The organism is Janthinobacterium sp. MP5059B (assembly GCF_001758645.1).
Taxonomy (GTDB): Bacteria; Pseudomonadota; Gammaproteobacteria; order Burkholderiales; family Burkholderiaceae_D; genus Janthinobacterium; species Janthinobacterium lividum.
The window spans coordinates 454,407-467,351 of the sequence record NZ_LRHX01000006.1; the positions used below are offsets into that span (position 1 = coordinate 454,407).

11 protein-coding genes are annotated in these 12,945 nt (G+C 60.2%); 7 read left to right on the plus strand and 4 right to left on the minus strand.

The window, feature by feature from the left end; translation table 11 throughout:
• The first annotated feature begins 9 nt into the window (after positions 1-9).
• From ligA to def, 3 genes are read left to right on the plus strand one after another with little or no spacing between them, the layout of a single operon-like run.
• The gene (ligA, locus tag JAB1_RS06785; RefSeq protein ID WP_070279248.1) at positions 10-2,376 is read left to right on the plus strand and encodes an NAD-dependent DNA ligase LigA; all 2,367 of its coding nucleotides are present in this window, start codon (positions 10-12) and stop codon (positions 2,374-2,376) included.
• 25 nt (positions 2,377-2,401) lie between these two features.
• Positions 2,402-3,295, plus strand: coding sequence for a UTP--glucose-1-phosphate uridylyltransferase GalU (galU, locus tag JAB1_RS06790; protein WP_034784160.1), 894 nt, complete (start codon positions 2,402-2,404; stop codon positions 3,293-3,295).
• Positions 3,292-3,828 carry a peptide deformylase gene (def, locus tag JAB1_RS06795; protein WP_034784158.1) on the plus strand — a complete coding sequence of 179 codons (537 nt, stop codon included), beginning with the start codon at positions 3,292-3,294 and terminating at the stop codon, positions 3,826-3,828. The genes galU and def overlap by 4 nt, the downstream gene beginning before the upstream one ends.
• Before the next feature lie 78 nt (positions 3,829-3,906).
• Here def and JAB1_RS06800 read toward each other — a convergent pair whose 3' ends face one another.
• From JAB1_RS06800 to map, 4 genes are all read right to left on the minus strand, one after another.
• A complete protein-coding gene (locus JAB1_RS06800; RefSeq protein WP_083299593.1) occupies positions 3,907-4,671 on the minus strand; it encodes a PilZ domain-containing protein in 765 nt (254 codons plus the stop codon).
• Between the two features lie 152 nt (positions 4,672-4,823).
• Complete coding sequence (locus JAB1_RS06805; protein WP_034752263.1) at positions 4,824-5,573, minus strand: pseudouridine synthase; 750 nt, start codon at positions 5,571-5,573, stop codon at positions 4,824-4,826.
• 43 nt (positions 5,574-5,616) lie between these two features.
• Positions 5,617-8,184, minus strand: a complete 2,568-nt coding sequence (locus tag JAB1_RS06810; protein WP_070279249.1) for a [protein-PII] uridylyltransferase — start codon at positions 8,182-8,184, stop codon at positions 5,617-5,619.
• Positions 8,185-8,231: 47 nt separating this feature from the next.
• Positions 8,232-9,044 (minus strand): type I methionyl aminopeptidase, encoded by an 813-nt coding sequence (map, locus tag JAB1_RS06815; RefSeq protein ID WP_070279823.1) that lies wholly within the window; start codon positions 9,042-9,044, stop codon positions 8,232-8,234.
• A 400-nt stretch (positions 9,045-9,444) separates the two neighbouring features.
• Here map and rpsB point away from each other — a divergent pair, with 400 nt between their 5' ends.
• From rpsB to frr, 4 genes are all read left to right on the plus strand, one after another.
• Positions 9,445-10,197 (plus strand): 30S ribosomal protein S2, encoded by a 753-nt coding sequence (gene rpsB / locus JAB1_RS06820; protein ID WP_010397614.1) that lies wholly within the window; start codon positions 9,445-9,447, stop codon positions 10,195-10,197.
• 158 nt (positions 10,198-10,355) lie between these two features.
• Entirely contained in the window at positions 10,356-11,267 is a 912-nt protein-coding gene (gene tsf, locus JAB1_RS06825; protein ID WP_034784153.1) for a translation elongation factor Ts, read from the plus strand.
• Between the two features lie 147 nt (positions 11,268-11,414).
• On the plus strand, positions 11,415-12,131 hold the full coding sequence (gene pyrH, locus JAB1_RS06830; protein ID WP_034752258.1) for a UMP kinase: 717 nt from the start codon (positions 11,415-11,417) through the stop codon (positions 12,129-12,131).
• Positions 12,132-12,315: 184 nt separating this feature from the next.
• Complete coding sequence (frr, locus tag JAB1_RS06835; protein WP_034784152.1) at positions 12,316-12,876, plus strand: ribosome recycling factor; 561 nt, start codon at positions 12,316-12,318, stop codon at positions 12,874-12,876.
• Positions 12,877-12,945: the final 69 nt, after the last annotated feature.

Here is a 12,945-nt window from a genome sequence, read left to right on the forward strand (position 1 = left end):
CCCGCAACAATGACTGATCCGATCAACCAGGACGCCACCCAGCGGAATGCCGCCCAGCGCGTCCTGGCACTCACGGCCGAACTCAATCGGCATCTGCACGCCTACCACGTGCTCGACAATCCCACCATTCCCGACGCCGAATACGACAAGCTGTTTGTCGAACTGCAGGCGCTGGAAGCAGCCCATCCCGAATTGCGCACGCCCGATTCGCCCACCTTGCGCGTGGGCGCGGCGCCCTTGCCGCAATTCGAGCAAGTCACGCACACGGTGCCGATGCTGTCGCTGAATAATGGTTTCACCGATGACGATATCGTCAATTTCGACCGCCGCGTGCGCGAAGGCCTGGACCTTGACGGTGCGGAAGTCGACTACGCGGCCGAAGTGAAATTCGACGGCCTGGCCATCAACCTGCGCTATGAAAACGGCCTGTTCGTGCAGGCGGCCACGCGCGGCGACGGCGCCACGGGCGAAGACGTGACGGCGAATATCCGCACCATTTCCGGCATCCCGCTGCGCCTGCATGGCGACAGGATTCCGGCCGTGCTCGACGTGCGCGGCGAAGTGATGATGTTCAAGGCCGATTTTGCCCGTTTGAACGAACGCCAGCGCGAAGCGGGGCAGAAGGAATTCGCCAACCCGCGCAATGCGGCCGCTGGCAGCCTGCGTCAGCTCGATTCGCGCATCACGGCGCAGCGCAAGCTGCGTTTCTATGCCTACGGCATCGGCGCCCTCGATGGTGCCGCCATGCCGATGTCGCATTCGGCCTTGCTGGACTGGTACGAAACGCTGGGCATCCCCGTGTCGAAGGAGCGCAAGGTAGTGCAGGGCGCGCAGGGCTTGCTGGCATATTACGCCGATATCGGCGCGCGCCGGCCCGTCTTGCCCTACGAAATCGACGGCGTCGTCTACAAGGTGAATGCGACGGAAGACCAGCAGGAACTGGGCTTTGTGTCGCGCGCGCCCCGTTTTGCGCTGGCGCACAAGTTCCCCGCCGAGGAAGCGCTGACGCAGGTGCTGGGCATCGATATCCAGGTGGGCCGCACGGGAGCCATGACACCCGTGGCGCGCCTGGCGCCCGTGTCCGTGGGCGGCGTGACGGTGACCAACGCCACCTTGCACAATGAAGACGAAGTGCTGCGCAAGGATGTGCGCGTGGGCGACACAGTCATCGTGCGCCGCGCCGGCGACGTGATTCCCGAAGTGCTGAGCGTGGTGCTGGAAAAACGCCCGGAACCGGCGCCGCTGCCGTTCAAGATGCGGGAAACGTGCCCCGTCTGTGGCTCGCACGTGGTGCGTGAAGAGGGCGAGGCGATTGCCCGCTGCTCGGGTGGCCTGTTCTGCTCGGCGCAGCGCAAGGAAGCGTTCCGCCATTTTGCGGGCCGCCGCATGATGGATATCGAAGGCCTGGGCGAACGTTATATCGATACCCTGGTCGAACTGGAATACGTGCATGGCTTGGCCGACCTGTACGGCCTGACCCTGGATAAACTGCTGGAAATGAAAGTGCGCGCCGACGAGCGCGACGGTTCGACGCCTGAAACAGTGCAACAAGGCAAGATTCCTACCAAGTGGGCGGAAAATCTGCTGGTCGGCATTGAGGCGAGCAAGCGCCCGCCGCTTGAACGGTTCCTGTTCGCGCTGGGCATCCGCCACGTGGGCGAGTCGACGGCCAAGACCCTGGCCGAATGGCTGGGCAGTCTGGCGTATGTACGCAAAGCGCCGGCGGCCTTGCTGCGCGTGCTGCCCGATATCGGCGGCACCGTGGCCGAATCGATAGCCGACTTCTTTGCGGAAGAAAAGAACCAGCAGGCGCTGCAGGCCTTGCTGGATGCCGGTGTCACGCCCCAGGGCGAACACGCGCCCAGCGCCAAGCTGCGCACGCAGCTCGAACAAACCACCTTGCTGGCCGCCATCGGCATCCCGAAGCTGACGGAGCCGCGCAGCAAGCAGCTGGTGGAGCGGGGCGTGACCCTGGCCAGCCTGGCTGCGCAAGGCGCCAGCTTCCACGCGGGCTTGCCCGCCGCCGTGGCCGAATCGCTGGCGCAATGGCTGGCCGATGAGGGCAATGTCAAGCTGCTTGCTCAACTGGACGCCCTGCGAAATGAATTACTGTCACAATTGCCTGAAATGCCAGCCGCTGGCGGCAAACTGGACGGCAAGACTTTCGTCCTGACGGGCACCTTGCCCAACATGAGCCGCGACGAAGCCGCGGAGCTGATCGAGGCGGCCGGTGGCAAGGTCAGCGGTTCTGTATCGAAGAAGACAGGCTATGTCGTGGCCGGTTCGGATGCCGGCAGCAAGCTGGCCAAGGCCCAGGAGCTGGGTGTGGCCATACTCGACGAGGCTGGCTTGCTGGCTCTGCTGGCGCAGGACTAATCATTCAAAATACTACAGAAGACCCATGAAAAAAATCAGAAAAGCAGTTTTCCCCGTCGCCGGCCTGGGCAGCCGTTTCTTGCCAGCGACCAAGGCGCAACCGAAGGAAATGCTCCCCATCGTCGACAAGCCATTGATCCAGTACGCGGTGGAAGAAGCCGTGGCGGCCGGCATCACGGAAATGATCTTCATCACGGGCCGCAACAAGCGCGCCATCGAAGACCATTTCGATACGGCCTACGAGCTGGAGTCCGAACTGGAAGCGGCCGGCAAGCGCCAGTTGCTCGACATGGTGCAAAACGTCATTCCCAAGCACATCAATTGCATTTACATACGCCAGTCGGCGCCGCTGGGCCTGGGGCATGCCGTGCTGTGCGCCCGTCCCGTGATCGGCGACGAGCCGTTTGCCGTCTTGCTGGCCGACGATTTCATGGATGTGGAAGAGGGCGTGCGCCCCGTGCTGGCGCAGATGACCGATGTCTTCCAGTATGAAAATTGCTCGCTGCTGGCGGTGCAGGATGTGCCGCGCGCGGAAACCAAGCAGTACGGTATTGTCTCGGCAAAGAATTATCAGCCGGACCTCGAATTGGTCTCGGCCATTGTGGAAAAACCTGCGCCAGAAGAGGCGCCATCGACCCTGGCCGTGGTGGGCCGTTATGTGCTGACCAGCCGTATCTTTAACCACCTGGAAAATATCGGCACGGGTGCCGGCGGCGAAATCCAGTTGACGGACGGCATCGCCGCCCTGATGCGCGAAGAGCGCGTGCTGGCTTACCGCTACCAGGGGCAGCGTTATGATTGCGGCTCCAAGCTTGGCTACCTGAAGGCAACGACGGCGATGGGTATGAAACATCCGGAAACGGGCGCGGCCTTCCGCACTTACCTGCAAGAACTGCAATCGGCACTGGAAGTAAAATGACCGTACGTGAAATCCTCAAGATGGGCGATCCGCGTCTGTTGCGCATGGCCGAGCCTGTGCGTGAATTCGATACTCCCGAATTGCATGCCCTGATCGCCGACATGTTCGACACCATGCATGCGGCCAATGGCGCGGGCCTGGCGGCGCCGCAGATCGGCGTCAATCTGCAGCTGGTGATCTACGGCTTCAAGCAAAACCTGCGCTATCCCGACGCGCCGCAAGTGCCTGAAACCGTGCTGATCAACCCTGTGCTGACGCCTTTGTCGGAACGCAAGGAAGAGGGCTTTGAAGGCTGCCTGTCCGTGCCCGGCCTGCGCGGCAGCGTGCCGCGCTGGAGCGAACTGCATTACGAAGGCGTGGACCAGTTCGGCCAGCCCATCAGCCGCGACTGCGACGGCTTCCATGCCCGCGTGGTGCAGCACGAGGTGGACCACTTGCACGGCATTCTGTATCCGATGCGTATCGTTGACTTTACCCAGTTCGGCTATACGGAAGTGATGTTTCCCGAGTTGGATCCGAACGACGACGACTAGGCGCCGCATACCAGTCGACGATAAAACAATGGCCGCGCAGCATGAGCTGGGCGGCCATTTTTTATGCCTGAAGCAAACCTAGCGTACCTTGCGGCTGCTGCCCAGGTTATCCAGCAGCATCTTTAATTCATCCTGCATGGCATCCGTCAGGTTCAGGAAGCGGCAGCCGATCTGCACTTGTTCTCCCAGCAGGAAGGAGCGGAAGGTGCGCGACAGGCGGATTTCCAGGTCGGCGATCATGACCTTGTTTGGCCCCAGTTCCAGGCGCACGCGCGACAGCTTGCGCCCCACGTACAGGCCCACCGTGTCGCGTGGATGGGCGCGCATGCCGATGCCGCCGGCCGAGAAATCATACAGCTGCAATTCATACGGACGGCCCTCGAGCACGAAGGCGGCCAGGTAGTACACGCCCAGCGGCGTTTCCAGGCGCGTCGATTCGCGCCGTTCCAGGACCAGGCAATGGCTGGGGAAGTTGGTCAGATACACGTTCGGCCGCTCGGGATACGCCTGCCATTCGCCATTGATGGTGAATTGCAGCTTGGCGCTTTGCACCCACGATACAAACGTGGCACCGCCTTCGGGCAGGGTAGCGCCTTCATTGAGTTCCAGCACGAATTGCGGCAAGTCGTCGTCGACGGACAGGATGCGCGCCATGATGACGTCTTCGCCGCCCGTCGGGTAGATGGAGATGGCGTCGCCATTGTCAGCCAGGCTGCACAGGGTTTCGCCGATATCCCACGGATCGCTCATATGGTGCGGCTTGGTGCCGGGCGCCATAGGCTCGGCCACGTCAACCAGGCTGGGCGCGCCTTTGCGCAGGGGATTGGGAATGGGATCGTTCACGACAGCGTATCTCTTTTGTTCTAATGGGGAATAGTGTATAGGTTTAAAGCAATATTTACTAAGTAAATCACAATAATTGTTTTTATATCACTATATTCCTGTTGCTTATGCGGAATGGCGCGCCGTGCGGCATGCCATCCAGATGTCGCCGCTTAAAATTGTTCGTCCGCGCTCAGGTAACGCCATTGCCCCGTCGGCAAGTCGCCCAGCTTGACCTTGCCGATGCGTACGCGTTTCAATCCCAGCACTTTCAGGCCCACGGCTTCGCACATGCGGCGGATCTGGCGTTTCTTGCCTTCGCGCAGGGTAAAGCTCAGCTGGTCTTCGTTTTGCCAGCGCACCTTGGCCGGCAGCAACGGCTTGCCGTCGAGCCACAGACCGTGGTTGAGCTTTTTCAGTTCGCTGTCGGGCAGGGTGCCGCCCTTGGTGTAGCTCACGCGCACCAGGTATTCCTTGTCGATATCGGTATCGTGGCCGATCAGTTGCTTGGCCACGCGGCCGTCCTGCGTCAGGACCAGCAAGCCGACGGAATCGATGTCCAGGCGGCCGGCCGCCACCAGGCTGCGCAGCTGCGTGGGGTGGAACTGTTCCGGGCTGCGGTCTTCCGCCCAGCGGTTTTCCGCCTTGATCAGGGCCACGGCAGGCGTGTAGCCGTCTTCCGCCTGGCCGCTGACATAGCCGACCGGTTTGTTGATCAGCACGGTCACCCGCTTCGATTGCTCGGCCGCCGCCTGGCGTTCCACAGTGACTCTCTGGCTCGGGTAGACCTTGCTGCCCAGTTCGGACACCACCTTGCCGTCCACACGGACCCAGCCGCGCGCGATCCATTCATCGGCTTCGCGGCGGGAGCACAGGCCCAGTTCGGACATGCGTTTGGACAAGCGTAATAATTCTTCGGTCATGTTGTTTCAGTTTCAGTAAAGGTAGGCGCTGCGCGGGAGGTCATCAAACCTTTAGCGCATCGAGTAAATCGGTTTCCAGCAATATCTGGTTGCGGGCATTGTTGAGCGCGGGACCGTCGACGAGGAAGACGTCTTCGACCCGCTCGCCCAGGGTCATGATCTTGGCCGTGTGCAAGTTAATGCGGTACTTGGTCAGCACGTTGGCGATCGCATACAGCAAGCCCGTGCGGTCGTTGGCCGCCACCGACAGCAAATAGTATTGGCCCTTTTCATCGGGCCGCAAATCCACGGTCGGCTGGAAGGGGAAGGTGCGCGACAGGCGCGACAGCCGTCCCTTGCCCGGTGGCGGCAGCGGCGTTTGCGACTGCAACAGTTCGCCCAGTTCATGCTCGATCAGGCTGATGATGTCGCGGTAGCTCTTGGCGAAGTTTTGCTCGGTGACAAGGAACGTATCGAGCGCATAGCCATTCTTTGTCGTGTGGATCTTCGCGTCGAGAATGCTGAAGTTCTTGCGGTCGAAATAGCTGCAGATACGCGCGAACAGGTCGGGCTGGTCGGGAATGTACACGGCCACCTGCAAGCCTTCGCCTATGGGTGCCAGCCGGCATTTTACCACCGGCAACTTGCTGTCGAGCTTGTCATACAGCGAGCGGGTCTGCCAGGCGATGTCGGACGCGTCGTGGCGCAGGAAATACGCCACGTCCAGCTGCTGCCACAGTTTCAGGTGAGCATCCGGCGGCAAGCCGTACAGGCGCAGGGTGGCCAGCGCTTCCTGCTGGCGGTTCTTCAGCTCGCGGTCGGCCGTGTGCGGCTCGCCGCCCAGCACGCGCAGGGTGATCTTGTACAGGTCTTCCAGCAGCTTGCCCTTCCAGGCATTCCACACTTTCGGGCTGGTGCCGCGGATGTCGGCCACCGTCAGCAGGTACAGGCCCGTCAGGTGGCGCTCGTCCTTGACCACTTTCGCAAAGGCGGCGATGACGTCGGGATCGGACAGGTCCTGTTTTTGCGCCACTTGCGACATGGTCAGGTGATTTTCCACCAAGAAAGCCACCAGTTCCGTGTCTTCCGCCGACAGGCCGTGGTCCTGGCAGAACTGGGTGGCGTCGGCCACGCCCAGCTTCGAGTGGTCGCCGCCGCGGCCCTTGGCGATGTCGTGGAACAGGGCCGCCACGTACAGCAGCCACGATTGCGAGAAATCGGCCATCAACTGGCTGCAGAACGGATATTCGTGCGCGTGTTCGCTCATGGTGAAGCGGCGCATGTTGCGCACCACCATCAAAATGTGCTGGTCGACCGTGTACACGTGGAACAGGTCGTGCTGCATCTGGCCCACGATGCGGCGGAAATTCGGCAGGTAGCGCCCCAGGATGCTCATCTCGTTCATGCGCCGCAGCGCGTGGATGATGCCCACCGGGGCTTGCATGATGCGCAGGAAGAGGGCGCGGTTGACGGGATCCTGGCGGAAGGTGGCGTCGATCTTGAAGCGCGCGTGCCACAGGGCCCGTGTGGCGCGCGACGTCATGCCCTTCAGGGCGGGGCGCTCCGTCATCAGCACGAAGACTTCCAGCATGGCCGATGGGTATTGCTCGAACGTATCGTCGGCGCTGATATCGATCAGGCTGTTGACTTCATTGAAGCGTTCGTTGATGGGCACAGCCACGTCGTCTTGCGGAAACAATCGTGCCTCGATGTTTTGCAGCAGAATCGTGTTGAGCTGGGTCACCGTCTTGGCGGCCCAGTAGTAGCGCTGCATCAAGAATTCGCTGGCGCGGCGCATGTGCGGCCCGCTGCCCGTCGCTTGCAGGCCCAGCGATTCGGCGATGGCCGTCTGCACGTCGAACACGAGGCGGTCTTCGCGCCGTCCCGCATGCAGGTGCAGGCGCACGCGGATATCCTTGAAGGCGCGCTCCTTTTCCATCAGCTGGCGCGCTTCCGTCAGGGTGATCAGGCCGCCCGTGGCCAGCGTGCGCCACGAGTTCGCCAAGCCGGCCGCCTTGGCTACCCACAGGATCACCTGCAAGTCGCGCAGGCCGCCCGGGCTTTCCTTGCAATTCGGTTCCAGGCTGAAGGCCGTGTCTTCGTATTTGGCATGGCGCTGGCGCATTTCCGCCGTTTTCGCCTGGAAGAATGCCTGCGGATCCATGGCCGCGTCATAGCGCTGCTGCAATTGCGCGAACAGGTCCGCGTTGCCGCACACGAGGCGCGCTTCGAGCAAGCTCGTTTGCACGGTGATGTCGGCCTTCGATTCGACCATGCATTCATCCACTGTGCGGATGCTGTGGCCGATTTCCAGGCCCAGATCCCACAGCAGCTGCACCAGTTCCTCGAGCTTTTCCTGCGTGGCCGCATCGGGGGCCTGTTGCAGCAGGATCAGCAGGTCGACGTCGGAATAGGGAAACAGTTCTCCGCGGCCATAACCGCCCACGCCGACCAAGGCCGTGCCGGGCGGCAAGCCGGCTTCCTGCCAGGCACGCGCCAGCACGCCATCAACGCTGTGGCGCAGGCTGCGCAGCAGTTTTTCAGGCTTGCCGTCGGCCTGGAAGGCCGCAATGACGACCTGGCGGTCGGCTTTCAGTTGCTGTTTCAGCTGTTCCCGAACTTGCTTTTTCATCTGGGCCCTGGGTGGCGGTGGGTCGGGGTGCGGTCAAGCCTGATGAATCAGGCTTTATTGCCGATAAAGGCGGGCGGCGGCGGCATGCCGGGCGAGACGGTCAGCACTTCATAGCCCGTTTCCGTCACCAGCACCGTGTGTTCCCATTGCGCCGACAGGCTGCGGTCCTTGGTTTTGATGGTCCAGCCATCGTTCATTTCGCGGATTTCGCGGCGGCCCGAGTTGATCATCGGTTCGACGGTAAATATCATGCCCGCTTCCAGGCGCTCCAGGGTGCCTGGCTTGCCGTAATGCAACACTTGCGGCTCTTCATGGAAGACCTTGCCGATGCCGTGGCCGCAGAATTCGCGCACCACGCTGTAGCCGGCTTTTTCCGCGTGCTGCTGGATGGCGTGGCCGATGTCGCCCAGGTGGGCGCCCGGCTTGATCTGGGCTATGCCCAGCCACATGCATTCATAGGTGATTTCCGACAGGCGCTTGGCCAGGATGGTCGGCGTGCCGACGAGGAACATGCGGCTGTTGTCGCCGTGGTAGCCATCCTTGATGACGGTTATGTCGAGGTTGACGGAGTCGCCGCTCTTGAGGACCTTGTCGCCGGGAATGCCGTGGCAGATGACGTCGTTGACGGAGGTGCAGATGGCTTTCGGGTACGGCGTGTAGCCGGGCGGGCAATAGTTCAGCGGGGCAGGGATGGTGCCCTGCACGTTGACCATGTATTCGTGGCACAGGCGGTCTAGTTCGCCGGTCGTGACGCCGACCTTGACGAAGGGGGTGATGTAGTCGAGTACTTCGGCGCCGAGCTTGCCGGCAACGCGCATGCCTTCGATGTCGGCGGCGCTATTGATACGGATGGTGGACATGGTGTATTTCGCAATCTGCAAGAATTCAGGTGAAAAGCACAGACGATTTCTGCTGTATGGGAAAAAGTCTGCAAATATGTCGAAATTATAAACGAGGCGCCCTGAATCCGCCGCCTCCTTCCTATGGGCAGGCAGGGATTTGTGGATGAAGTGGCGGCCAGCAGGCGGCGGCGCCACACCTTGCACCAGCATGGTGCATTGGGTGTTTCCGCAGGGCGCGCGATTTGCAGCGCGGACTTGATGCGGCGGGCATTTCGGTGTAGAATCCCGGGTTGCTTGAATTCTCTTTTAAGCAATGCAGTAAAACAGTGTCTTTAATTTATATAAACACGCGAATCCGGTCGACAAGGGTGCCTGTATGGTGACTGATCGGATTCCAGACCCAACCCTGGAGTTAATAATGTCCGTAACAATGCGCGAAATGCTGGAAGCCGGTGTCCACTTTGGTCACCAAACCCGTTTTTGGAATCCAAAAATGGCACCGTTCATCTTCGGCCATCGCAACAAGATCCACATCATCAACCTGGAAAAAACCATGGCGATGTACCAGGACGCAATGAAGCACGTGCGTCAACTGGCTGCAAACCGTGGCACCATCCTGATGGTTGGCACCAAGCGTCAAGCTCGCGAAATCATCGCTGCTGAAGCACAACGCGCTGGCGTGCCTTTCGTTGATCAACGTTGGTTGGGCGGCATGCTGACCAACTTCAAAACGATCAAAACCTCGATCAAGCGTCTGAAAGACATGGAAGTGATGATCGAAGATGGTTCGATCGAGAAGCTGTCGAAAAAAGAAGCGCTGATGTTCTCCCGCGAAATGATCAAGCTGCAAAAATCGATCGGCGGCATCAAGGACATGGGCGGCATTCCTGACGCAATCTTCGTCGTCGACGTCGGCTACCACAAAGGTGCGATCACCGAAGCAGCTAAACTGGGTATCCCGGTCATCGGCGTTGTCGATACCAACCACTCCCCAGAAGGCGTGAACTTCGTGATCCCAGGTAACGATGACTCCTCGAAAGCCATCATGTTGTACGCTCGCGGTGTTGCTGATGCAATCATCGAAGGCCGTGCAGCTGCCGGTAACGAAGTTGTTGAAATGGTTAAAGCAGCCGCTGGCGACGAATTCGTCGAAGTAAACGAACAGGCTTAATGGCCAGGCTATCGCAAGATAGCCGTTTGTAAGCACAGCAGTAAGGGAAAAGGGGTGGCAGCAGCTCCCCCTTTTTTTTAACAAAAAAACGATAGTGACCGCTGGCGAGGCATGCATGCCCGGCCGCGACTATCGACTCACCGAATCAGGAGAAACACATGGCAGCGATTACAGCAGCGATGGTAGGCGAATTGCGCGGCAAAACCGACGCACCAATGATGGAATGCAAAAAAGCACTGACCGAAGCCGATGGCGACATGGCTCGTGCGGAAGAGATCCTGCGCGTCAAACTGGGCGGCAAGGCATCGAAAGCATCGGCACGCATCACCGCTGAAGGCGTCGTGGCAACCTACATCGCCAATGGCGTAGGCGCCCTGGTCGAAGTGAACTCGGAAACCGACTTCGTTGCGAAAAACGACGATTTCCTGGCACTGGCCAACAACGCTGCCCGTCTGGTAGCAGAACACAACCCGGCTGACGTAGCTGCCCTGCTGGCCCTGCCACTCGATGGCAAGACCCTGGAAGACGTGCGCGCTGCCCTGATCGGCAAAATCGGCGAAAACATGACCATCCGCCGCTTCCAGCGTTTCGAAACCAGCAACAAGCTGGCTTCGTACCTGCACGGTTCGCGCATTGGCGTGATCGTCGAATTCGACGGCGCCGATGAGCAAGTCGGCAAAGACGTGGCCATGCACATCGCTGCCATGAAGCCAGTGTCGCTGTCCTCGAACGAAGTTCCAGCGGAACTGATCGAAAAAGAGCGTTCGGTTGCCCAACTGAAAGCCGAAGAAGACGCAGCCAAAGCGGCCGCCGAAGGCAAGCCAGCGCAATCGCCGGAAATCCTGGCCAAGCGCCTGGAAGGTTCCGTACAGAAGTTCCTGAAAGAAGTTTCCCTGCTGAACCAAGCTTTCGTGAAAAACGACAAGCTGTCGGTGGAGCAAATGCTGAAGGCGGCTAACACCAGCGTCAAAGGTTTCGCCATGTACGTAGTGGGCGAGGGCATCGAGAAGAAGCAAGACGACTTCGCAGCAGAAGTCGCAGCACAGATGGCTGCCTCCCAGGGAGCGTAAGTAAAGCGGGCCGAGAGGCCCGTTTTTTTGGCCCGCCCGCACCTGTCGTGCCGGGCGGCGGCATGGGCAGCCCCGCGCGCCTATCCGGCGCTGCAAGGCGCTGCGCCATGTCATACTCGAATAACCTCATTTATGGAGCCCCAGCTCATGTCAAAACCAGCCTACAAGCGCGTCCTCCTCAAGTTGTCCGGCGAAGCCCTGATGGGTGATGATCCCTACGGCATCAACCGCGCCACGATCGAGCGCATGGTGGCCGATGTGGCCGAGGTGGCGAAGTTGGGTGTGGAACTGGCAATCGTGATTGGCGGCGGCAATATCTTCCGCGGCGTCGCGCCTGGTGCGCAAGGCATGGACCGTGCCACCGCCGACTACATGGGCATGCTTGCCACGGTGATGAATGCACTGGCCCTGGCCGATGCCATGCGCCACGTCGGCATTACCGCGCGCGTCATGTCGGCCATCGGCATCGAACAAGTGGTCGAGCCGTACGTCCGCCCGAAAGCCCTGCAATACCTGGAAGAAGGTAAAGTGGTGGTCTTCGCCGCCGGCACCGGCAATCCATTCTTCACCACCGACACGGCAGCTGCCCTGCGCGGTTCCGAGATCAGCGCCGAGATCGTCCTGAAGGCCACCAAGGTCGACGGCGTCTACACGGCCGATCCGAAGAAGGATCCGAACGCCACCCTGTTCCACACGATTACGTTCGACGACGCCATCGCCAAGCACCTGCAAGTGATGGATGCCACCGCATTCGCCCTGTGCCGCGACCAGAAACTGCCGATCAAGGTGTTTTCGATCACCAAGCCAGGCGCGCTGATGCGCGTCATCATGGGTGAAGACGAAGGCACCCTGGTGCACGTATAAGGGAAGCGGAGCGCCGAGAAACCGCTCATGGCTGCGTTGCAGCGCCTGATCCACGTTATGTACTATTCGTAGCGTCTTCGGTTCTGCGCCTTGCCCTGAAAGGTTTTCGTCACTCCCGGCTGCGGTACCATTCAAGCCGCAAGCGCAATAGAATATTCATTATTATCAAGACAAGGAGTAGGTAATGTCCTTAGCTGACGTTAAAAAGAACACCCAGGAACGCATGACGAAGTCGCTGGAAACACTGCGGGCCGATCTGGCCAAAGTGCGTACCGGCCGCGCCCATACGGGTATCCTTGACCACGTGATGGTCGATTACTACGGTTCGCCGACGGCGCTGACCCAGGTCGCCAACGTGACCCTGATCGACGCGCGCACCATCGGTGTTCAGCCGTACGAAAAGAAGATGGCCAACACCATCGAAAAAGCCATCCGCGACGCCGACCTGGGCTTGAACCCATCGGCACAGGGCGACCTGATCCGCGTTCCGACGCCGCCGCTGACGGAAGAGCGCCGCAAGGAAATGGTCAAGCTGGTCAAGAGCGAGGCGGAAGACGCGAAGATTGCCGTGCGTAATATTCGCCGCGATGCGAACGAGTCGCTGAAGAAACTGGTCAAGGAAAAAGCCTGCTCCGAGGACGATGAGCGCCGCTCGTCGGAAGAAGTGCAGAAACTGACGGACAAGTTTATTGCCGACATCGACAAGATGGTCGTCGACAAAGAAAAAGAAGTACTGACGGTCTAGTTTTCAGTCCTTTTGACACTGCCCGGGAAAGCATGGCTTTTCCGGGCAGTGCTATTTGGCGCATAATAG